At 73.7% G+C, this 22,198-nt stretch carries 17 protein-coding genes; 6 read left to right on the top strand and 11 right to left on the bottom strand.

Going from position 1 to position 22,198, the window contains the following annotated elements; genetic code table 11:
• Positions 1-156: 156 nt before the first annotated feature.
• Positions 157-3,270: an efflux RND transporter permease subunit gene (locus ACRYR2_RS04705; protein WP_432561674.1), complete on the bottom strand. Its 3,114-nt coding sequence runs from the start codon at positions 3,268-3,270 to the stop codon at positions 157-159.
• A 111-nt stretch (positions 3,271-3,381) separates the two neighbouring features.
• Between ACRYR2_RS04705 and ACRYR2_RS04710 the strand changes: the two genes are divergently transcribed.
• Positions 3,382-4,194, top strand: a complete 813-nt coding sequence (locus ACRYR2_RS04710; protein ID WP_432561675.1) for a formate/nitrite transporter family protein — start codon at positions 3,382-3,384, stop codon at positions 4,192-4,194.
• A 25-nt stretch (positions 4,195-4,219) separates the two neighbouring features.
• Here ACRYR2_RS04710 and ACRYR2_RS04715 read toward each other — a convergent pair whose 3' ends face one another.
• The 8 genes from ACRYR2_RS04715 to ACRYR2_RS04750 form a co-directional block, all read right to left on the bottom strand.
• Positions 4,220-5,473 (bottom strand): FUSC family protein, encoded by a 1,254-nt coding sequence (locus ACRYR2_RS04715; RefSeq protein ID WP_432561676.1) that lies wholly within the window; start codon positions 5,471-5,473, stop codon positions 4,220-4,222.
• Between the two features lie 107 nt (positions 5,474-5,580).
• A complete protein-coding gene (locus tag ACRYR2_RS04720) occupies positions 5,581-6,279 on the bottom strand; it encodes a response regulator (protein ID WP_432561677.1) in 699 nt (232 codons plus the stop codon).
• On the bottom strand, positions 6,276-7,667 hold the full coding sequence (locus ACRYR2_RS04725; RefSeq protein WP_432561678.1) for a sensor histidine kinase: 1,392 nt from the start codon (positions 7,665-7,667) through the stop codon (positions 6,276-6,278). Before ACRYR2_RS04725 ends, ACRYR2_RS04720 begins: the two co-directional genes overlap by 4 nt.
• 73 nt (positions 7,668-7,740) lie before the next feature.
• Positions 7,741-8,550, bottom strand: a complete 810-nt coding sequence (locus ACRYR2_RS04730) for a hypothetical protein (RefSeq protein ID WP_432561679.1) — start codon at positions 8,548-8,550, stop codon at positions 7,741-7,743.
• Entirely contained in the window at positions 8,537-9,409 is an 873-nt protein-coding gene (locus tag ACRYR2_RS04735; protein WP_432561680.1) for an ABC-2 transporter permease, read from the bottom strand. The genes ACRYR2_RS04730 and ACRYR2_RS04735 overlap by 14 nt, the downstream gene beginning before the upstream one ends.
• A complete protein-coding gene (locus tag ACRYR2_RS04740) occupies positions 9,406-10,320 on the bottom strand; it encodes an ATP-binding cassette domain-containing protein (RefSeq protein ID WP_432561681.1) in 915 nt (304 codons plus the stop codon). The genes ACRYR2_RS04735 and ACRYR2_RS04740 overlap by 4 nt, the downstream gene beginning before the upstream one ends.
• Positions 10,321-10,470: 150 nt before the next feature.
• Positions 10,471-11,892, bottom strand: a complete 1,422-nt coding sequence (locus ACRYR2_RS04745) for a sugar porter family MFS transporter (protein ID WP_432561682.1) — start codon at positions 11,890-11,892, stop codon at positions 10,471-10,473.
• A complete protein-coding gene (locus tag ACRYR2_RS04750; RefSeq protein ID WP_432561683.1) occupies positions 11,889-12,746 on the bottom strand; it encodes a phytanoyl-CoA dioxygenase family protein in 858 nt (285 codons plus the stop codon). Before ACRYR2_RS04750 ends, ACRYR2_RS04745 begins: the two co-directional genes overlap by 4 nt.
• Before the next feature lie 134 nt (positions 12,747-12,880).
• On the opposite strand from ACRYR2_RS04750, the gene ACRYR2_RS04755 reads away from it, so the two are divergent.
• A complete protein-coding gene (locus tag ACRYR2_RS04755) occupies positions 12,881-13,903 on the top strand; it encodes a LacI family DNA-binding transcriptional regulator (RefSeq protein ID WP_432561684.1) in 1,023 nt (340 codons plus the stop codon).
• 48 nt (positions 13,904-13,951) lie between these two features.
• Here ACRYR2_RS04755 and ACRYR2_RS04760 read toward each other — a convergent pair whose 3' ends face one another.
• On the bottom strand, positions 13,952-14,623 hold the full coding sequence (locus tag ACRYR2_RS04760) for a hypothetical protein (protein ID WP_432561685.1): 672 nt from the start codon (positions 14,621-14,623) through the stop codon (positions 13,952-13,954).
• Between the two features lie 280 nt (positions 14,624-14,903).
• Here ACRYR2_RS04760 and ACRYR2_RS04765 point away from each other — a divergent pair, with 280 nt between their 5' ends.
• The 3 genes from ACRYR2_RS04765 (at position 14,904) to gdhA (ending at position 18,105) form a co-directional block, all read left to right on the top strand.
• Entirely contained in the window at positions 14,904-15,896 is a 993-nt protein-coding gene (locus ACRYR2_RS04765; protein WP_432561686.1) for a LacI family DNA-binding transcriptional regulator, read from the top strand.
• Positions 15,897-16,100: 204 nt separating this feature from the next.
• Positions 16,101-16,634 carry a hypothetical protein gene (locus tag ACRYR2_RS04770; RefSeq protein ID WP_432561687.1) on the top strand — a complete coding sequence of 178 codons (534 nt, stop codon included), beginning with the start codon at positions 16,101-16,103 and terminating at the stop codon, positions 16,632-16,634.
• Positions 16,635-16,761: 127 nt separating this feature from the next.
• Positions 16,762-18,105, top strand: a complete 1,344-nt coding sequence (gdhA, locus tag ACRYR2_RS04775) for an NADP-specific glutamate dehydrogenase (protein WP_432561688.1) — start codon at positions 16,762-16,764, stop codon at positions 18,103-18,105.
• Positions 18,106-19,022: 917 nt separating this feature from the next.
• Here gdhA and ACRYR2_RS04780 read toward each other — a convergent pair.
• On the bottom strand, positions 19,023-20,540 hold the full coding sequence (locus ACRYR2_RS04780; RefSeq protein WP_432561689.1) for a SulP family inorganic anion transporter: 1,518 nt from the start codon (positions 20,538-20,540) through the stop codon (positions 19,023-19,025).
• 379 nt (positions 20,541-20,919) lie between these two features.
• Between ACRYR2_RS04780 and ACRYR2_RS04785 the strand changes: the two genes are divergently transcribed.
• Entirely contained in the window at positions 20,920-22,161 is a 1,242-nt protein-coding gene (locus ACRYR2_RS04785) for an acyltransferase family protein (RefSeq protein WP_432561690.1), read from the top strand.
• The last annotated feature ends 37 nt before the right edge of the window (positions 22,162-22,198 follow it).

Genomic DNA, 22,198 nt, shown 5'->3' on the forward strand with positions numbered 1-22,198 from the left:
GGGCTGCTTCCGAGCCCGTGTTCGCGGCGCCGATCACCGGCGCCGACCCCATGGTGGACACGGCTGGAGGCGTGCGCGACTCGAAACGTTCTTGCGAACTGGTCGCAGGAGGCGGGACGGCCGTTCCCCGGATGGATCCCCCCGGGGAACGGGACGTCAGCCCTGGACCGCGTGCCGGGGCGCGGACCGCGCGCGACGGCGCTCGGCCCGGCGGGTCCCCCACCGCTGCCCGAGGACGTAGATCACCGGGACGACCACTAGCGTCAGCAGCGTGGAACTGATCAGCCCGCCGATGACGACGACCGCCAGCGGCTGGGAGATGAAACCCCCGTGCCCGGTGATGCCCAGCGCCATCGGGATCAGCGCGAAGATCGTCGCCGCGGCCGTCATGACGATGGGCCGCAACCGTTGCCGCGCGCCCTCGGTCACGGCCTCGTCCAGCGACCGGCCCTGCGCCCGGTACTGGTTGACGAGGTCGATGAGGACGATGGCGTTGGACACGACGATGCCGACGAGCATGAGCAGCCCGATGAGCGCGGGAACCCCCAGCGCGGTGTCGGTCACCAGCAACCCGATGAGCGCGCCCGTCGCGGCGAACGGCACGGACACCAGCAGGATCAGCGGCTGGGTCAGCGACCCGAACGTGGCCACCAGGACGATGTAGACGATGGCGATCGCCAGCAGCAGCGCCAGCCCCAGGTCGGCGAAGGCATCCTGCTGGTCGGCCGCCACCCCGCCGACGGTGAGTTCGACGCCGGTGGGCAGGTCGAGGGGGTCGGTGGCGGCGGTCAGGTCAGCCGTCAGCGAGCCGACGTCCTGGCCGGCCGGGGTGACTGAGACGGTCACGGTCCGCTGCCCGTCCTGCCGGGTGGTGCTGGCCGGCGCCGAGACCTCCTCGACGCTGGCGAGCGCCTGCAGCGCAACCGGTCCGGCCGGCGTGGTGACGGGCAGGTTCCGCAGGGCGGCCAGGTCGGCGGGGGCGTCGGCGAAGTGCGCGACGACGTCGACGGGACCGCTGCCGAGGTCGACGGAACCGACCGTCGGGTCGTTCATCGCCCCGGCCACCGCGGTGGTCACCGCGGCCTCGGTGACGCCGGCCGCGGCGGCCGCGGCGCGGTCCACGCTGACCTGCACGACGGGCTGCTCCTGGGCGAGGGTGTTGGTGACGTCGGCGACCCCGGACACGTCCTGCACGGCGGCCTGCACCGCCTCGGCCGCCTGCGCCAGCGCCCCGGGGTCGTCGCCGGCCAGGACGAGGTCGACCGTCGAGGAGCCGAAACCGCCGCTGTCGGCGCTGACGTCGAGGCCGGTGACGGGGTCGTCCTCCAGCCCTTCCAGCGCCTGGGTGATGCGGTCGGCGGCACCCTGGCCGTCGGCGTCCTCGGCCAGGGTGAGCGCGAAGCTGGCCGTGAGGGTGCCGCCTCCGCCGAAGGCCGCGAACCCGGAGCCGCTGCCCACGGTCGTCTGGACCGTCTCGACGTCGTCGTGGCCGATGAGCCGTTCCTCCACGGCCCTGGCCGCGGCGTCCTGCGCGGCCAGCGACGTGCCGGGGGCGAAGGTCTCGGTGACCGTCAGGGTGTTCTGGCCCGAGTCGCCGATGAGGTTGGTCTGCAGGCGCGGGACGAGGGCCAGCGTGCCGCCGAGGACGAGCACGGCGATGACGAGGGTGACCACGGGGCGGCGCAGCGAGGCGGCGAGCACGGGCAGGTAGCCGCGCTGCCACAGGCTGCGCCGCTCCTTCGCCTCGGCCGTCTCCCGGGCGTGCGCGGCGGCGGCGAGCTGCTCGACCCCGCGCGGGGAGCGCAGGAACCAGAACGCCAGCACCGGGATGATCGTCAGCGCCACGAACAGCGAGGCGAGCATCGCGATGGCCACGGTGAGGGCGAACGGCCGGAACAGCTCGCCGACGAAACCGGAGACGAAACCGATGGGGGCGAACACGGCGACGGTGGCCAGGGTGGAGGAGGTGATGGCGCCGGCGACCTCGCGCACGGCGGTCTGGACGGCCTTGCGGCGTTCCTCCCCGTAGGACAGGTGCCGGGCGATGTTCTCGATGACGACGATGGAGTCGTCGACGACGCGGCCGATGGCGATCGTCAGCGCGGCCAGGGTGAGGATGTTCAGCGTGTAGCCGGTGATCCGCATGACGGTGAACGTCACGAGCAGCGACAGCGGGATCGACATCGCCGAGACGACCGTGGAACGCCACGAGGCGAGGAACAGCAGGATCACCACGACGGCGAACAGCAGGCCGAGGCCGCCCTCCTGGGCCAGGCTCTCGATGGACTGCTGGATGAAGGGGGCCTGGTCGAACACGACGCTGACCTGCACGTCGAGCGCGTCGAGGCGGTCGGCGACGTCGTCGAGCGCGGCCTGCACGGCGTCGGAGACCTCCACGACGTTGCCGTCCGGGGTCCTGGTCAGCGCGACGCCCAGGGAGGGCTGACCGTCGAGGCGGGAGAACGACGTGGCGGCGGCTTCGCCGTCGACGACCTGGGCGACCTCGCCGAGCGTCACGACGCGGCCGGTCGTCCCGGTCAGGGGCAGGCCCGCCAGGTCCTCGACGCTGCCGAGGGGCGTGCCGACCTGCACGGAGACGGTCTGGTCGCCCTGGGTCAGGGTTCCGGCCGGCGCGCGGATCCCGTTGTCCTGCAGCACCGACAGCACCGCCGCCGGGGACAGGCCCGCAGCGGTCAGGGCCGCCAGGTCGACGTCGAGGCGGACCTGCGCGGTCGGCTGCCCGGTGACCGAGACCGAGCGCACGCCCTCGAGGTCGGACAACGCCGGGCTGAGCACCTCCTCGACGGCGGCCTGCAGCGCCGCCTGGTCCGCACCGCCGGCGACGGCCAGCTGCACCACGGGCAGGTCGTCGACGGAACCGGCGACGACCTGGGGTTCGACGTCCTCGGGCAGCCCGGCGGACACCTGGTCCAGGGCGCCGCGCAGGTCCGACAGCGCGGCGCTGATGTCGGTGCCGTACTCGAACAGCACCGTCGTGGTCGACAGGTTGGCGGCCGAGGTGGACTGGACCGACTCCACGCCGCCGACGCCGGCCACGGCGTCCTCCACGACGGCGGTGACCTGGTCCTCGACCACCTGCGGGGAGGCGCCGGGGTAGGCCCCCACGACGGCGGCCGCGGGGAACGAGATGGAGGGGATGAGTTCCTGCCGCAGCGACCCGAGGTTGACGGCGCCCAGGACGGCGATGGCCACCGTGATGAGCGCGGTGAGCGCCCGGTGCCCGAGGGAGAAGTGGGAGAGGCGGTGCACCCCGGAAGTCTCCCCTACGCGCGGTGACCGGTGCGTGACGAGGCGGATGGACGCCGGTGCAGTGGGTAGATGGCGTGTCAGGAACCGCAGCACCGATCCAGGAGTTCGCCCGTGGCCAGCAGCGACACGTCCCTGCCCTCCCCCGCCGGCCGGCCCGACGAGCCGGAGCCGGAGGTCGAGGACGCCTTCGACCGTCTCGTCGAGGAGGGCGAGGACCGCCTGCGGCGCCCCCTGCTGCCCCTGCTCAGCGTCGGGCTGCTCGGCGGCATCGACGTCGGCACGGGGGTGCTGGCCTACCTCGTCGTCGAGCACGCCACGGGCAGCAAGCTGCTGGCGGGTCTGGCGTTCTCCCTGGGTTTCGTGGCCCTGCTGCTGGCCCGCAGCGAGTTGTTCACCGAGAACTTCCTCGTGCCGGTCACGGCGCTGGCCGCCCGCCACGGCACCCTGGGCCAGCTGCTGCGGCTGTGGTCGGTCACCCTGGTCACCAACCTGGCCGCGGGCTGGGTCATCACGTGGGTGATCGTGCGGGCGCTGCCGGAACTGTCCGGCACGGTGGTCAGCTCGGCCCGGCACTACGCGCAGTTGGGGATCGACCTGCAGTCGTTCTGCCTGGCGGTCCTGGCCGGTGCCGTCATCACGCTCATGACGCGCATGCAGCACGCCACCGAGAGCATGGGCGTCAAGCTCGTGCCGGCCGTCCTGTTCGGGGCCCTGCTGGCCGGGGCGCAGTTGTTCCACTGCGTCCTGGACTCGCTGCTGATGTTCGCCGCGTTCCACGTCGGCGCGCCGTTCGGCTACTGGCACTGGCTGGGGTTGCTGGGCTGGTCCGCCCTCGGCAACCTCGTCGGCGGCCTGTTCCTGGTGACGGCCGTCCGGTTGCTGCGGGTTCCCCACCGGCTGGCCGAGGCCCGCAGCGACGGCTGAGCGGAACAGGGCGCACCCCTCGTCGTCACCGCAGGAGCCGGACCCGGTGGAGCAACCGGCGGGCCCGGCGGCGGCTGGGGGCCGGAACCACCGCCCGCACCAGCGGTGTCAGCGCGCCGAGGGGCGGGGCCGTGGGCAGCTGCCGGGCGCGGGCCCGCTCCTCCAGGTCCAGCGGGGTGAGGACCTGCTGCACCGCGGTGAGGATGCTGCCGCGCAGCAGCCACAACGACGTCTCGGCCCGCGGGTCGACGAAGAGGAGTTCGGTGAGGATCGCGCGCGCCTCCCCGGCCGTCTCCAGGCTGCGCGCCAGCGCGCGTTCGGCGTCCTGTTCGGCGCCGGAGACCTCGGCCTCCACCAGCGCGCCGAAGGTCTGCAGGCAGGCGGCCACCTCCGCCAGGACGACGGCGAAGGCCTGCCGGACCTCCTCGCCGTACCCGTCGTCGAGGGTGGCGCGGTGCGGGGCCTCGGTCAGCACGACGGCGAACAGGCTGCGGACGGCCAGGCCGCTGCGCTGCAGGGCGTCCAGTCCACTGCTCAGCCGGGGCTCGACGTCGGGGGCCCTCAGGGCCCGCGGGTTCAGCCGCCGCACGTCCCGGACGGTGCCGAGCACCTCGGCGGCCTGCTCGGCGGTGCCCTCCACCCGCCGGGCCCGGGCCAGCCAGGTGGCGACCTCCTCGCGGGTGATCGGCTGGGTCGCCATCGAGACGCTGGCGGCCAGCAGGCAGTCCGCCTGCTCCTCGGCCACCGTTCCGACGCTCACGGCCGCCTCGCGGGTGGGCACCGGCGGGGGCAGCAGCAGGTTGAACGCCATGCCGATGCCCGCGCCGACGAGCGTGGTGACGATGCGCGTCTCGGCGGCGATCTCCTGACCGCCGACGGCGAGGACGAGCATGGCGCTGATGGGCGTCTCCAGCGCCTGCGCCCCCAGCCGCAGCGCCGCCGCCAGCAGCAGCGAGACGGCGATGGCCAGCCCCAGGCTCCACCAGGTCAGCCCGCTCCACGCGGACAGGGCGACGGCGACGAGCACCCCGGTGACCACCGCCCCCACCCGCACCAGGCCCATGCGCAGGCTGGCGTGGGCGGAGGCCTGGATGACCAGCAGCGCGGTCAGCGCGCCGGTGAGGTCGACGGGCCCGTCGGTGACCTCCAGCGTCAGGAGGTAGGCCAGGACGCCGGCCGCGGTCAGGCGGGCGGTGGTGCTCAGGGTGGGCCTCACCCGGTGCGCCGTGTGGCGCCAGGCGGTGCGGGTGCGGCGGAGCCGGTGCGGACGTGGGCTCACGGGTGCTCCTCGTCGGGCGGGACGTGCCGGCAGGACCACTGTCGTGGACCCCGGGCGTGAGCACCACGCCCCGCCCGGTGCCCGGGACGGCGAGCTCGGTGGTCAGGTCACTCGGGCAGGCGGACGGCGCGCCCGTCGCCCCGCCCCACGAGCCCGCACTCGTACGCCGCGATGACCGCCTGCACCCGGTCGCGCAGCCCGAGCTTGGCCAGCACGTTCCCGACGTGGGTCTTCACCGTCGTCGCGGACAGGACGAGGCGTTCGGCGGTCTCGGCGTTCGACAGACCCTCCGCGATGCACCGCAGGACGTCGAGTTCGCGTGGCGTCAGCGAGCGCAGCCGGGGGTCGAGGTCGCCGTCGCGCGGCCCCTGTGCGGTCGTCGGGAAGTGCGGGGCGAACAGGTCGAGCATCCGCCGCACGACGCGCGGCGCGACGACGGAACTGCCCGAGGCGACCGTCCGGATCGCCTCGACGAGTTCGGTGGGTCTCGCGTTCTTCACCAGGAAACCGCTGGCTCCGGCGCGCAGCGCCGCGAAGGCGTACTCGTCGACGTCGAACGTGGTCAGCACGAGCACCCGTGAGGACGGGTGTTCGGCGGCGATGCGCCCGGTGGCCTCGATGCCGTCCATGCCGGGCATCCGGACGTCCATCAGCACCACGTCCGGGGCCAGCGCGCGGACCTGTTCCAGCGCGACGGCGCCGTCGGAGGCCTCGCCGACCACCTCCAGGTCGGGTTCGGACTCGATGACCAGCCGGAAACCCATGCGCAGCAGGGCCTGGTCGTCCACGAGCAGCACGGTCGTCACGTCCGGTCCCCCTCGGCCGATCCGCCGACCGGCAGCACCACGCGGACGCGCCAGCCACCTGCGTCCCCCGGGCCGGCCGCGACGTGGCCGCCGAGGAGCGCGGCGCGCTCGCGCATGCCGATGAGACCACGGTGGGTTCCGCGGTCGTCTCCCGCGCGGGTGCCGCCGGCGTCGACGACCTCGACCTCGACGGCCGCGCCGGTGCACCGCAGCGCGACACCGGCGGACGGGGTGCCCGGGGCGTGCCGCAGCACGTTGGTCAGTCCCTCGGTCACGATGCGCACGACGGCCAGGCGCAGCGCGGTGTCGGGCGGCAGCGGGGTGTCCAGACCGCTCGTCGTCAACGGCAGGCCGGCGGCGCGGAAGCGTTCGACGACCGCGCGGAGATCCGTCTCCGTCGGCGCCGCCGGTCCCCCCTGCGGGTGTTCCTCCGGCCGCAGCGAACCCAGCACGCTGCGCATGTCCTGCAACGCCTCCCGGCCCGTCCTGGACAGTTCGGTGAGGGCGGCGCGCGAGGAGTCCGGGGCACGGTCGAGGGCCGAGAGGGCACCGTCGGACAGGGCCACCATCACCGAGACGCTGTGGGCGACGATGTCGTGCACCTCGCGCGCGATCCGGGCGCGCTCGGCCGACCGGGCCAGGGCCGCGCTGGTGTCACGCTCGCGGGCCATCGCCGCGTACCGCTCGGCGAGGTCGTGCGCGTGCACGCGGCGGGCCTGCGCGCCGGCACCGGTCACGCCGCCCAGCACCAGCAGCACGAGCAGCAGCACCACCGTCCACGACCGGCGCCCCGACGAGAACTCGGGCTCGGCCAGCTGCCCGGCCGGCGGGCCGCCGACGAGCGGGACCTCGTCGCTCCACAGCAGGACCTCACCGAGGCCGATGTCCTGCCACCACCACACGGCGACCGTCACGACCACCAGCACCGACGTGCCGACGATCCACGCGGTGCGGGCGCTGTGCCGGGCGGCCACGGCGTGCAGCGCCCACGCCAGGCAGAACCCCAGCACCCCCAGGACGCCGGCCACCTGCAGCGACAGGACCGCCAGCACCGTCAGCACCGCCGTGACGGCCAGCGGTCGCCGGCGCCGGGCGAGCAGCACCAGCGCCCCCAGCACCGCCCCGGCCAGCCACGCCCTCACGACCACGTCCGCCACGGGGGCACCGGGCAGGAACAGGCCCAGGGCCGTGGCCCCCCGGACCGTTTCCGACGCGAGACCCGCGGTGGAGGTCCCGAGCAGCAGCACCACCGTCACCAGGGCCACGTGGGTGGTCCACGGGTGCTCGGCCAGGAGCCGGCCGGTCGTGGTCTGCCGCTGCACCTGAGGTGGGGTCACGGCCGGCGGGCCGCTGGTCCGCTCGACCTCGCCGGCGCGCCTCGTGCTCACCTCCCCACCCTCCCACCGGCTGCCTCCGGCCCCTGTCCGAGGCAGCCGGACGCCCGGTGGGGCGGCGGCAGGCTCACGTGAGGTCACGGCGGACGAGCCGGTACCCGGCGAGGAGGACCACCACGGCGCACCAGCCGCCCAGGACCAGCCCACCACCCCACGCCCCGAGGTCGGGACCCGGCCCAGCGGCCAGCGCGGCGAGCTGGGGATCGTCGGCGAACATGCGGGTGCCGCTGCCCGGCAGCAGCGCCCGGACCGTGTCGGTGACCGCTCCGGGGTTGGCGGCCAGCACCCGGTCGACCACCACGAACACCACCACACCGGTGGTCAGCGCGGCCGTCGGCCGGCGCAGCAGCGCCCCGGAGCCGACCCCGAGCACCGCGACACCCGTCAGGAACAGCACGTACCCCGCAGCGACGCGCGAGGTCCCGGGGTCCGAGACGTCCCACGACAGGCCCGCGTCCCCTCGGGCTCCCGTGGTCACCAGGACCGACGCCACGAAGGCTGCCGACCCGGTGACCAGCGCCACGGCCGCGGTCACGAGGACCTGCGCCACGAGCACCGGCAGGCGGCGGGGCACCGCCGCGAACGTCGTGAGGGACGTCCCGGTGGAGAAGTCCCCCGCCCCGACCAGCACGCCCAGGACGAGCACCCCCAGCTGGGCGAGCAGACTCCCGGAGGAGACCAGGGACGAGGCGGTCACCACGTCCCCGGGCCCGGTGAACAGACTCAGACCGAACGCCAGCGCGACCGCCGCGACGACCGTGCCGACGACGAGCCACGTGGTCGAGGTCAGGCTCGCCAGCTTCGTCCACTCCGCGTGCAGCACACGCGGCAGGGTCACCGCGTTCCGCTGCGCCACCCCGACCTCAGGCGAGGTCACGACGACGCAACCGGTACGCGGCCACGGCCAGCGGAACCGTCACCCACGCGGCCAGGACCAGCGCGGCTCCCGGCATCCCCAGGTCGGGGGCCCCGTCGAGCCCGCCACCGCCCGGCGTCGTCAGCACCCCACCGGCACCGACAGGGGTGAAGGTCTCCACCGTGTTCACCACCGCCGTCCCGGGAGGCGTGGTTCCCTGCGCCGATGCCTCCAGCGGCGGGCCGGTGGCCAGGTCCACCGCGAGGGACAGCACGACGGGGGCGATCACCACGACGACGAACGCGGTGACCAGCGCGGGCACCGGACGGCGCAGCAGCACCCCGATCGCCAGTCCCAGCAGTGCCGTACCCACGAGGTGGCCCACCGAACCCAGGAGGATCTGCGGGACCCCTGCACCGGCCAGGTCGGGAGTCACGTCCCGCGATGCCGCAGCGGGCAGGATCCCCAGCACCGCCGCGCCGACGGTCAGCACCGCGACCCCGAGCACGAACCCGGCCGTGACCAGGGCCTGCGCGGCCAGCACCGGCACCCGCCGCGGCACCGCGGCGAACGTCGAGCGGAAGCTGCCCGTGCTGAACTCACCGGTCCCGACGAGCACCCCCAGGACCAGCGGGCCGAGGAAGGCCAACGGCAGGGCATCGGTGAGGTTGCGGGTGGGAACGAAACCGGGGTCGCCCGATGCGGCGCCGGCGAACAGGTGGGTCAGGACCCCGGTCACCACCACCGTGGCCACGCCGATCGCGACCGAGGACCGCAGGCCCAGGAGTTTCGTCCACTCCGCGGCGAGCACCCGCCCGAAGGACGGACCCGAACGCGTCGTGGGCGTGTGACGCACGGAGGAGCTCGAGGAGGCGTTCACCGGGAACCTCCTGCGTGGTACTGCACGGAACCGCTCGTGAGTTCGAGGTAGGCCGCCTCCAGGGAACCGACCTCGGCGGCGAGTTCCAGGACGGTCACCCCGGCCCGGCCGGCGACAGCCCCCACCTCCTCGACCGGGACCCCCCGCACGTGCAGGACACCGTCCTGCTGCGCGACGACGTCGGCCCCCCGGTGCACCAGCGCCTGCGCCAGGACGTCGGGTTCGACGGTCCGCACGCGCACCCGCCCCGCGCCTTCGGACCGCTCCAGGACCTCCTGGATCGAGGCGTCGGCCAGCAACCGACCGCGGCCGATGACGACGACCCGGTCCGCGCACAGCGCCAGTTCGTGCATGAGGTGGGAGGACAGGAACACCGTGCGGCCCTCGGCGGCCAGGTTCCGCACCAACCCACGCACCCACAGCACCCCGTCGGGGTCCAGACCGTTGACCGGCTCGTCGAGCATCAACGTCGCCGGATCCCCCAGGAGCGCACCCGCGATCCCCAGTCGCTGGCCCATCCCGAGGGAGAAGCCCTTGACCCGCTTGCCGGCCACCGACTCCAGTCCGGTCAGCCCGATGACCTCGTCCACCCGCGACCTCGGGATCCCGTGGGTACGGGCCAGGGCCAGCAGGTGGCGGAAGGCGGTGCGGCCCGGATGCACCGAGCGGGCGTCGAGCATCGCGCCGACGGTGCGCAGCGGTGCGGGCAGGTCGGCGTAGCGCTGACCGTCGACCGTCACGGTTCCGGACGTCGGACGTTCCAGCCCGAGGACCATCCTCATGGTGGTGGACTTCCCGGCGCCGTTCGGGCCCAGGAACCCCGTGACCGTTCCGGGCCGCGCGGTGAACGACAACCCGTCCACGGCCGTCGTGGTCCCGTAGCGCTTGGTCAGCGCCTCCGCCGTGATCATGCGTCCTCCTCGTGTCGGGCGCCGGGCGGCACCGCGCGCCCGACGAGATCGACGCTACGAACGCCCGCCGGGCGTCAGAACCTGCTCGAGGACGAGATCGGGGTGCGTCCCCCTCCTCCTGGAGGAGGAGGACGCACCACCTGAGGTGGATCAGCGGGCGGTGACCGGGTGGTCGTCCCGGTCGAGCTCCTCGAGTTCGCGGACGAACCGTCCCGGACGCCGCAGCGCCTGCTCGATCTGCTCGAGGCTGCGACCCTTGGGTTCGGGCACGTAGCGGGCCACGAACACGATGCAGGCGACGTTCATGAGCGCGTAGATCCCGAACGTGGCCGTCCGGCCGATGCTGTTCACCGCGGTGAGCGCGGTGACGGCGATGAGCAGGTCGAAACCCCACAGGGTCAGCGCCGCCAGGCTGGTCGCCGGCCCGCGCACCGCCAGCGGCAGGATCTCCGGGCCCAGCAGCCACACGACCGACTGCATGCTGACGCCGTTGAGGCCGATGTAGGCGAACAGGGCCGCGACGATCACCCACTGCTGGGTCACCGACGTCTGCTCCGGCAGGAAGGAGAGCGCGAGAACTCCCATCGCCAGCGCGGAACCGGGCATGAGCAGCAGCAGGATGCGACGCCGGCCGATGCGGTCCACCAGCAGCGTGCCCGCGATCCCGGCCGCCACGAGCATGACGCCGATCCCGATGCCGGTCAGCAGCGCCACGGAGTCGCCGAAACCGGCGTCGGTCAGCACCGTCGGGGCGTAGTAGACGACCGCGTTGATCCCGGTCAGCTGGGAGAACATCGCGATGCCGAGCGCAGCCACCAGCGCCGGGCGGATCCAGCCCCGGCGCAGTTCGCGCCAGGGGTTGCTCGGGATCCGGTCCTGCAACGCGTGGATGTCCGCGATCTCGCGGTCGACGTCGTCCTCGGGCCGGCGCAACCGGGCGAGCACGGCGCGCGCCTGCTCGACCCGCCCGGCCTCCACGAGCCAGCGGGGGCTCTCGGGCAACCTCGTCATCCCGACGACCAGGACGAGCGCGGGGATCGCGGCCAGCGCGAACATCCACCGCCACCCGCCGGTTCCGGCGAGCAGGTAACCGCAGACGTAGGCCGCCAGCTGCCCGATCGCCACCATGAGCTGGAACAGCACCATCAGCCGCCCGCGGATCCCCGGCGGCGACATCTCGGCGATGTACACGGGCACCATGGCCGACGCGCCGCCGACCGACAGCCCCAGGACGAACCGGGCGGCGATCAGCGACGCGGTGTCCGGGGCCAGCGCCGCCGCGAGGGCACCGGCACCGAACACCACGGCGACGGCCATGACGATGCGCCGTCGTCCGAACCGGTTGGACAGCGCACCACCGCCGAGGGCGCCGACCATGGCGCCGACGAGGATGGCGCTCACCACGAACTCCTGTTCGCGCGAGGACAGGTCGAAGTCGCGGCTCAGGAACAGCAGTGCGCTGGAGATGATCCCGGTGTCGTAGCCGAACAGCAGACCGCCCAGGGCGGAGGTGGCGGCGACGGCGTGGACGAGCCGGGGGTGTCCCGAGGTCGGGGCGGGAGAACCGCTCACGCCTCACCCATGACGAGGCCCTCGATGGTGTGCTTCTGCGCGATGGGCGTGAGTTCGTCCACCACCGGGCACGTCAGGTGGGCGCGGACCCGCTCGGGCAGCTGCTCCCAGTACCGCTTCGTGACGGCCATGTCGTGGTGCTCGGCGTTGCCGGCGCCGGGAGCGTCCACACCCAGGACCAGGACGGGGCGGGGTTTGTCCGAGAAGTTCTTCGTCCCGCGGTGGATCGTCAGGGCCGAGCGGGCCGAGATGTCACCGCGCTTCGGGTACTTGCGCACCGCCAGCTCCTCGTAGCGCCCGTAGGCGGACTTGTCGGGGAACATCTCGTGCTTGAACCCGGCCCCGTCGTCGAACTGGGTGCCGGGGGCGACCTCGAACGGACCCATGTCCTCCTCGGTGTCGACCGCGGTGAGGTTGAAGGCCAGGGACGTCAGGCGCCGGTCGCGCCGGGTCTCCTCGGGGGCGGGGAAGTCGCGGTGCCAGGGCTGGTTGACGGCGCCGGCGAAGGGGATGTCGAAACCGAGTTCGACGATCTCGTAGTCCTCGCCGAGGACTCCGGTGCACACCTGGCGCACCCACGGGTGGTCGACGAGGTCGACGAACCCGCGCATCTGCTCGGGGTGGATCTCCACGTAGTAGCGGTTGGGGCCGCGGCCCACCGCGCCGTCCGGACGGGAGCGGGCCTCCTCGAAGGCCGTCTCGATGTCCTCGCGGAGCCGGTCGGCCCACTCGACGCTGAACGCGCCCTTGCTGGCGACGATGCCGTCCCGGTAGATCGTGGAGACGAGCTCCTCGGTGGTGGGCTCGGCGGCGTTCGCGCCGGTCGTGGCCGTCGTTCCTGCGGTCGTGGTCATCAGGTCAACCTCTTCGTCGAGTTGCTGGGACACCCCATGTTGCAACGTGGCATGCGAGGTGGCAAGCCCGGCTCGCGGACGGCTCGTGGCACGATCGGGCGCAGCGAGGACAGGCTCGGGCGGAAGGAGTGCGCGTGGCGGCGAACCTGCGCGACGTCGCGGCGAAGGCCGGGGTCTCGGTGCGGACGGTCTCCAACGTCGTCAGCGGTGCCGGACCGGTTGCTCCCGCCACCCGCGCCCGCGTACAGCAGGTCCTCGACGAGCTGGGCTACCGGCCCAACCTGGCCGCCCGTCACCTGCGCGGCGGGCGCACGGGCGTCATCGGCCTGGTCGTGCCGGAACTGACCTCCGCCTACTTCGCCGAGCTGGCGGGCCTGGTCGTCCGGACGGCCGCCGACCGCGCCTGGACGGTCCTGGTCAACGAGTCCGGCGGCACCGTCGACGGCGAGCGCCGCCTGCTGGAGGGCAGCGGCAGCCGCATGATCGACGGGCTGGTCGTCAGCCCGTGGGCGCTTCCGCCGGAGGAACTGTCCGAGCACGCCGGCCGGCTGCCGCTGGTCGTGCTGGGCGAACGGGACCCGGCCGGGGTGGCCGACCACGTGACCGTGGACAACGTCGCCGCCGCGCACGCCGTCACGTCCCACCTCATCGCGCTGGGCCGCCGCCGCATCGCCGCCGTCGGCCTGCAACCGCACCTGTCCAACGGCACCGCGGCGCAACGACTCCTGGGCTACCGCCAGGCCCTGACCGACGCCGGCCTGCCGCACGAGGCCACCCTGGAGGTCCCCGTCGAGGCGCTGCACCGCGCCCAGGGCGCGCAGGCCGTGCAGACCCTGCTCGCCGCGCCGCAGCCTCCGGACGCGGTGTTCTGCTTCAGCGACGGGCTCGCCCTGGGAGCCCAGCGCGCCGCACTGCGCAGCGGCCGGCGGGTTCCCGAGGACCTCGCCGTCGCCGGGTTCGACGACATCGAGGACGGCCGGTACGCGACCCCCTCGCTGACCACGGTGTCGCCGGACAAGCAGCAGATCGCCGAGCGGGCGCTGATGTGCCTGGCCGACCGCATCGACCGGCGCAGCACGGCTGCGGCCCAACGGATCGTCGTGCCGCACCGGCTGGTCGTGCGGGAGAGCACCGCGGGGATCGAGCCGCCGGTCTGAGGTGCGGGGCGGGGCGGGCCGACGACGGGCCCACCCCGCCCCGGCCGTTCACCCGCGACGCCTCCGGACGAGGGAGCGGACCGCGTCGGTGACGACGCCCAGGAGGGACCGCTTCCGTTCACCGGTCGACGCCGGACCCGGCGACGGCACGGCGTGCCCACCGGCACTGCCGGCTCCACGCGCGGACTGCGGCGCGGACTGCGGCGCGGATTGCGGCGCGGCAGTGGGCTGCCCGGCGGGGGCGTCCACCACGGGCGGGAGCGTGCCGGAGGTCTCCTCGGAGCCGGCGGCCACCCCGTCGGCCACCCCTGACCCGGTCGTCGCGGGCTCGGCGGGCTCGGCGGGCTCGGTGTCCGGGAGGTCGTCCTCCCCCGGTCCGGCGGCGAGCCCGGGCAGGTCGATCCCGAGGTCGGCGCCTGCCCTCAGGTAGTGCTCGCGCAGACCGCGCTCGTCCGCGGCCGACAGGTCCGTCCCCGCGGGGTGGCGCGGGGCCTGCTCCACCTGCTCCGCCGTGAAGGGCACGACGAGCGACCCGTGGCCGGAGTCGGCTCCCACCGGGACGACCGACACGTCGGTCTCCGCGATCCCGGTCCTGACCCACACCCACCTCGGTGTCGCGGACCTGCGCGGGTAGGCGTCGACGACCAGCCCGAGCCGCTCACCGGTGTCGGTCAGCGCCACCAGGTCGGTCAGGGTCTTCGCGTCGGGCAGTTCGGACATCACGGGTCCTCCCTCTCGTTCGTCTCGTGCAGCGTGCTCGTCCCGGACCCGACGAGTTCGTCCCTCCCCTACCCGCACGACGCGTCGGCGACACCACGAAGCGGGCAGGACGTGGCCCCGGCGCCCGGGCTGCCGCCTGCGGTGCGGGCAGGGCGGTCCTAGAGTTGCGCACGGCCACCGCGCGTGTCCGTGAGGACGTCCGCAGCGCGGCCCGCCGATCGAGAGGGTGTGGATGGAACGGGGCGGGACTCCCCGCAGCACTCGTCCGACGATCAAGGACGTGGCCGCCCTGGCGGGGGTGTCCAAGGGCATGGTGTCCCTGGCGCTGCGCGGTGCTCCCGGCCCGAGCGCCGAGACGACCGCGCGGGTGCGCCGCGCCGCCGCGGACCTGGGCTACCGCGCGGATCGCGCCGCGGCCTCCCTGGCCCTGCGCCGCACCGGCCTGCTGGGGGTCGTGCTGGCCGTGCGGAACCCCTTCCACGCCGAGCTCGCCGAGGAGCTGCACGTCGCGGCCGAGGAGGCGGGCTACGACGTCGTCCTGGCCGCCGTGACCCGGTCGCGCGGGGAGCGGGCCGCGACCGAGACCCTGCTGGACTCCCGCTGCGAGTCGCTGGTGCTGGCCGGTCCCGAGATGTCCGCAGCGGACCTCGCAGAGCTCGACGCCCAGTGCCCGACCGTCGTCCTCGGCCGCCGCCTGCCCGCCGGGGCGGGCGGCACCGGCGGCCGCCGTGGCCCCGACGTCGTCCGCGTCTCCGACGAGGAGGGCATGGCCGCCGTGGTGGACCACCTCGCCGCCCTGGGCCACCGCGACGTGCTCCACGTCACCGGCGGCTCCGGGGCCATCTCCGCCGAGCGCCGGCTGGGCTTCGAGCGGGCGGCGGCCCGGCACGGCCTGCGCACCCACGTCGTCGACGCCCGGTTCGACGAACGGGGCGGGGTCGACGCCGCCCGCCGGGTCCTGGACAGCGGCTGGCAGGGCTCCGCCGTGGCCGCCGCGAACGACCGGATCGCCGTGGGGTTCCTCGACGTCCTGCTGCGGGAGGGGGTCGCGGTGCCGCAGCAGGTCTCCATCGCCGGGTACGACGACAGCTCGCTGGCCGAACTCGGGCACGTCCAGCTCACCTCGGTGAGCCAGCAGCCGGCCGAACAGGCGCGGTGCGCGGTGCGGCTGGCCACCGAGCGCCTGCGCGGGGAGGCCGAGGGGGAGGCGGCCGACGTCGTCCTCGAACCGCACCTGGTGGTGCGCCGGACGACCGGACCCGCCCGGAGCTGACGCGAGCAGCCTCGTGGTCCGGCCGAGGGGTGGAGGTCACCTCCACGGGGTAGGTACTCCTCCACCCGACCCCGCACCTGGACGACGCCACCTGGACGACGCCACCTGGACGACGCCACCTGGACGACGCCACCTGGACGACGCCACCTGGAACGACACCACCTGGAACGACACCGGAACGACACCCCGGAGATCGGTAGGACCATGACGAGCGCGAAGAACTCCTCCCGGCCGGCGGGCAGCGGCCGGTCCCGCCGGCCCGTCGCGGTGCTGCGGGCGGCCGGCGTGGGAGCCGTCGCGGGGCTGGCCGGCGGGGCCGTCATGAGCCTCGGGGAGAAGCTGGAGCAGGCGGTGACGCACCGCCCGGACTCCCACGTCCCGGCGCGGGCCCTGCTGGCGCTGCTGGGCCGGGACCCGGGCGATGCGGCCACACCGGTGCTGTGGAACCACGTCATGCACTACGGCACCGCGGCCACCCTCGGGGCGTTGCGCGGGGTCTGGGCGGTCACCGGCATCCGCGGCGCGCACGCCGACGCCTGGCACACCGTGGTGCGCCTGGCGTTCGACCAGACGGTCGAGAACGTCACGGGCGCGGGCGCGCCGCCGGCGACGTGGCCGGCCCGGGAGCTGGCGGTCGACGTGCTGCACAAGACGGTCTTCTCGGTGGTGACGGGCCAGGTCGCCGATCGCCTGCTGCCGGCGACGCTGGTGTCGGGGCGTGGTCGCCTCAGCCACTGACCGCCCACCCGACACCGGCGGGACCGCGAAGCCCCGTCGGCCCCGGCCGCTTCGAGCCGGGTAGCTTCGGTCCACGTCTCGCACAGGCGCGGACGGGACCGACTGGACGAGGGACACCCCACTGACCATGACGCACGCCGCCGACATCGATCGCATCCACGAGGAAGTGACCCGCCGCAACCCGGGTGAGGCCGAGTTCCACCAGGCGACCCGCGAGGTGCTCAGCACCCTGGCCCCGGTGCTGGCCAAGCGCCCGCACTACCTCGACCTGAAGATGATCGAGCGCATCTGCGAACCCGAGCGCCAGATCATCTTCCGCGTCCCGTGGCAGGACGACCGCGGACAGGTGCACATCAACCGCGGGTTCCGGGTGGAGTTCAACTCGGCGCTGGGCCCGTACAAGGGCGGCCTGCGCTTCCACCCGTCGGTCAACCTCGGCATCGTCAAGTTCCTCGGCTTCGAGCAGATCTTCAAGAACGCCCTGACGGGCATGCCCATCGGCGGCGGCAAGGGTGGAGCCGACTTCGACCCCAAGGGCCGCAGCGACGCGGAGGTCATGCGGTTCTGCCAGTCGTTCATGACCGAGCTGTACCGCCACCTGGGCGAGTACACCGACGTACCGGCCGGGGACATCGGCGTCGGCGGTCGGGAGATCGGCTACATGTTCGGCCAGTACAAGCGCATCACCAACCGGTACGAGTCCGGGGTCCTCACCGGCAAGGGCCTGGCCTGGGGTGGAGCCCAGGTGCGTCCGGAGGCCACCGGGTACGGCCTGATCTTCTTCGTCGAGCAGATGCTCGCCGCCCGCGGTGGGTCCCTGGACGGTCGGCGCGTGGTGGTCTCCGGCTCGGGCAACGTCGCGGTGCACGCCATCGCCAAGGCCCAGCAGTACGGCGCGCGGGTGGTGGCCTGCTCGGACTCCGCCGGCTACGTGGTCGACGAGTCGGGGATCGACGTCGACCTCCTGCGGCAGGTCAAGGAGGTGGAACGCGCCCGGCTCAGCGTCTACGCCGAACGTTCCCCCTCGGCCCGGTACGTGGGCGGCGGTTCGGTGTGGGACGTCCCGTGCGAGGTCGCGCTGCCGTGCGCGACCCAGAACGAGCTCGACGAGGCCGCGGCCGCGGAGCTGGTCGGGAACGGGTGCCGCCTGGTCGCCGAGGGCGCGAACATGCCGACGACGGCCGCGGCCGTGGAGGTCCTGCGATCCGCGGGGGCCGCCTTCGGCCCGGGCAAGGCCGCCAACGCCGGCGGCGTGGCGACCTCGGCCCTGGAGATGCAGCAGAACGCCTCGCGCGACTCCTGGACGTTCGAACGTTCCGAGGCGAAGCTCGCGGAGATCATGCGCGACATCCACGCCCGGTGCTTCGAGGCCGCCGAGGAGTACGGACGTCCGGGTGACTACGTCCTGGGCGCGAACTGCGCCGGGTTCGTGCGGGTGGCCGACGCGATGCACGACCTCGGCGTCGTCTGAGGCCGCCGTCCCCGTTCCGCCTCCCCGGGGATCACGTCGGTTCGTCCGCGCGACTCACCGGCACGTGGCCGCGAAGGCGTTCAGGCACCGGGTGAGCCCCCGGACGACCGTCCGCTCCGGGTGGCGTGGCACGAGGACGTCGCCACCGTCGTCGACTGAGGCGGACCGGTCGGCGGCGGCTCCCCCGCGGACCGGGCGGACGACGCTCGGACCGCGACGGTCGGCGAGCCTCCACGCGTCCCAGCCGGCGGCCACCGGTTCCGCCGGTCGTCGTGGGCGACGACGCCCAGTTCCTCGAACGCGGTGTGGAGGTCAGGAACCTGGACAACGGTCCGTGTCGTGCCCAGGTCGATGGCGGCGCCGGCTGCGGTGAGCACCGCTCACCTCGCGGCGCCGGCCCGCTGGGTGCAGGGAACGCAGCCACTGGCGTGCGGGAGGAACTCCAGACGCGCCCACGGGACGGGTTTCCGGCAGCGGACGCACAGACCGGAACTGCCGTCGTCCCTGCGGGCCGGCGCGTCCTCGGCCTCCTCCACCGTTCGCGACGCGCGCCTTCCAGCACGGTTCGCAGAGCTGCGAGTTCCGCGATGCCGGCCGGACCCGGAAGGCCGTGGGCGACAGCGGGGGTGCTCTCGGTGCTGGAGGTGGTGGTGGTCATCGAGTTCTCCCCGGGTGGACGGGTGCAGCTGCCGCACCGAAGCGCTGCGGCTGGAACCCGGCGGAGCCGAACCCGGCGCGGTGGTCAGCACGACGGAACCGGTTGCCCCCGGCCGAAGTCGCTCACCACATGTCCGCACAGAACTCACCACAGCCGGGAAGCAGGGGAAGTCCAGCGGGTTCCGCCGAACGCGCGCGTGGGGCGGAACCGTGCGGTGGTCGTGCAACCGGTCAGGGGTCAGGGCCGGGCGGGCAGCGACTCAGTGGCCGCTGCCGAGGTGCCCGGCCAGGCGCTGGTGCCGGGCCGAACTGTCGGCGTTCAGGCCGGTGATGCGCACTCTCTTGCCCCGGGCGGCGTACTTGGTCTCGACCGCGTCCAGCGCCGCCACGGTGGAGGCGTCCCACACGTGCGCGGCGGACAGGTCGATCACCACGTCGTGCGGGTCGCCGGGGTAGTCGAACCGGGTGACCAGGTCGTTGGACGAGGCGAAGAACAACGCGCCGGAGACCGAGTACACGCGGGTGGTCCCGGCGGGATCCAGGACGCTGGTGACCTGGACCAGGTGCGCGACGCGGCGGGCGAACAGCAACGCGGCGGCCAGCACCCCGACGACGACGCCGACGGCCAGGTTCTCGGTGACCACCACCACGACGACGGTGGCGACCATCACCGCGGTCTCGCTCCCGGGCATCCGGCGCAGCGTGGCGGGGCGGATCGAGTGCCAGTCGAAGGTGCCGACCGCCACCATGACCATCACCGCGACCAGGGCGGCCATCGGGATGCGGGCCACCACGTCCCCCAGTCCCACGACCAGGACCAGCAGGAAGACCCCGGCCAGGAACGTCGAGGTGCGGGTGCGGGCCCCGGCCTTCACGTTGATCATCGTCTGACCGATCATCGCGCAGCCCCCCATCCCACCGGAGAAACCGGTGATGATGTTCGCCGCGCCCTGCCCCCAGGCCTCCCTGCCCTTGCGCGAAGGGGTGTCGGTGACGTCGTCGACGAGCTTGGCCGTCATCAGCGACTCCATCAGCCCGACCAGCGCCATGCCCAGGGCGTAGGGGGCGATGACCGACAGGGTGTGCAGGGTCAGCGGCACGTCGGGCAGCAGCGGGAACGGCAGGCTGTCGGGCAGTTCCCCCTCGTCGCCGACGTTCGGGACGGCCAGGTGGGCGGCCACGGTGACGACGGTGAGCACGACGATCGCGACCAGCGGGGCCGGGACGGCCCTGGTCAGGCGGGGGAAGAACACCATGAGCGCGATGCCCGCGGCGACCATCGGGTAGACGATCCCCGGCACGTCGCGCAGGTGCGGGACCTGCGCGGCGAAGATCAGGACGGCCAGGGCGTTGACGAAACCGACCATGACGCTGCGCGGTACGTACCGCATCAGCTTGGCCACGCCCAGCAGACCCAGCACCACCTGCAGGACCCCGGCGAGGATCACGGTGGCCAGCAGGTGGTCCAGCCCGTGGTCGCGCACCACCGGGGCGATGACCAGGGCGACCGCGCCGGTGGCGGCCGAGATCATCGCCGGCCGCCCGCCCAGGACGGCGATGGAGACGGCCATCGTGAAGGAGGCGAACAGCCCCACGCGGGGGTCGACGCCGGCGATGACGGAGAACGAGATCGCCTCCGGGATGAGGGCCAGGGCCACCACCAGGCCGGCCAGGGCCTCGGTGCGCAGCACCCTCGGCGCCAACCAGGGCGGCCGGCGGCGGCGGGTGGTTCCTGCGGTGGGTGAGGTGGCGGCTGGGATGCCGGCTGGGGACGCCACGGAGTGCTCCATTCGCGGGGTGGGCATCGACGCCGGCGGGTGGGAACCGTCCAGCGACCGGTGGTCGGGCGAGCGGTGGGGCGGGCGGCGTCACCGTCGGATCGTTCTGCTCACCACGTCGTCCCCTCGCCGCGGTGCGCTGCAGAGCCCGTCGGAGCGTTCCCGTGCCGGCGCGAGCACGGGCTGCAACTGGTTGCGACGAGTTCGTGAAGAGCTGGTCCGGGTGGTTGATGAGCGCCTCGCGCTGCTGTCAACTCTACCCTAACGTAAGGGTAGAGTTCCGATCCTGAACATCGCCGTCGACGCCCACCGGGTGCTCACGCACCACCCGGTGAGGCCCCCAACGACCCCCTCAGCGGGGCCGATGAGATGAGGACGAGTGAGCACCACCCCAGGCCGTCGCGCGAACGGCCACCCCGGCCGGCCCACCGGTCCGTCCACCGGCGACTCCCCGGAGTTCGGCGGCGTCCGGGCCGAGGCGTCGTCTGCTGCGCCGGTGGTTCCGTCGCGCCGCCGAGCGACCACGCTGCCTCCTCCTCTCCCCCGGGCGGGACGACCCCGGCGAACACTGGCCGAGGCCTTCGACCCGCGCAGCAACGCCCTGGACCTGCTGCGCCTGCTGCTGGCCACCACGGTCGCCGTGGTGCACACCCTGCAGATCGGCACCGGCCGGCAACCCCGGACCGGCTCGACCGACCTGGGCAGCCTGGCCGTCGACGCGTTCTTCGTGCTCAGCGGGTTCCTCGTCGCGCGCAGCTACCTGCGGCTGAACTCCCTGCGCCGCTACCTGTGGCACCGCGCGCTGCGGATCCTGCCGGGGTTCTGGGTCTGCCTGCTGCTGACCGCCCTGGTGGTCGCCCCGCTGCTGGCGGTCCTGGAGGGGCGGGCCGCGAGTTCGGTGTTCACCGGCCCGGACTCGGCCCTGGACTACCTGCACCGCAACGCGTTGTTGCAGATCCAGCAGTTCGGCATCGCCAGCCTGACCGGGAACAGCGGCACCCCGGACGTGGTCAACGGATCGTTGTGGACGTTGTTGTTCGAAGCCTGCTGCTACGGGATCGTCGCCGGCCTGGGGCTCCTGGGGATCCTGCGCCGGCAACGGTGGGTGGTCCTGGTCCTGCTGGCGGCCCTGTGGCTGCTGACCATCGCCGCCACCGCGGGCTGGAACCCGCTGGGCTCGGAACTGATGCTGCGGCTGGGTTTCGTCTTCCTGCTGGGCACCGCCGGGCACCTGTACGCCGACCGGATCCCCGTGCGCGGGTGGCTGGCCGCGGCGAGCCTGGCCCTGGTCGTCGTCGGGCTGTCCGCGCTGCCGGACCACCGCGCCCTGGCCGGGCCGGCGTTCGCCTACCTGTGCCTGTGGGCGGTGGTGAGCTGCCCGTGGCGCCCCCACCTGCGCTGGGACCTGTCCTACGGCACGTACGTCTGGCACTGGCCGATCGCCCAGCTCCTGTTCGCTGCCGGACTCGCCTCGGTGAGCGCGGTTCCCTTCGTCCTGCTGGGTCTGGCGGTGACGGCGGTGATCGCCACGGCCTCGTGGCTGCTCGTCGAGCACCCGGCGCTGAGCTGGAAGAACGCCGCCTGGGTCACCAGCGGGCCCGGGTCGAACCGGCCGACGTGAGGCCGGTGAACCGGACCTCCGACGGGCCGCCGGCATC

The sequence above is a fragment of the Kineococcus deserti genome, from assembly GCF_050871945.1.
In the GTDB taxonomy this organism is placed as follows: Bacteria; Actinomycetota; Actinomycetes; order Actinomycetales; family Kineococcaceae; genus Kineococcus.

Bases quoted from the DNA above. Each gene is read 5' to 3' on its own strand.
- ACRYR2_RS04760 (WP_432561685.1), bottom strand. From the start codon at position 14,623: ATGTCCGAACTGCCCGACGCGAAGACCCTGACCGACCTGGTGGCGCTG.
- gdhA (WP_432561688.1), top strand. From the start codon at position 16,762: ATGACGCACGCCGCCGACATCGATCGCATCCACGAGGAAGTGACCCGC.
- ACRYR2_RS04740 (WP_432561681.1), bottom strand. From the start codon at position 10,320: ATGATCACGGCGGAGGCGCTGACCAAGCGCTACGGGACCACGACGGCC.
- ACRYR2_RS04750 (WP_432561683.1), bottom strand. From the start codon at position 12,746: ATGACCACGACCGCAGGAACGACGGCCACGACCGGCGCGAACGCCGCC.
- ACRYR2_RS04770 (WP_432561687.1), top strand. From the start codon at position 16,101: ATGACGAGCGCGAAGAACTCCTCCCGGCCGGCGGGCAGCGGCCGGTCC.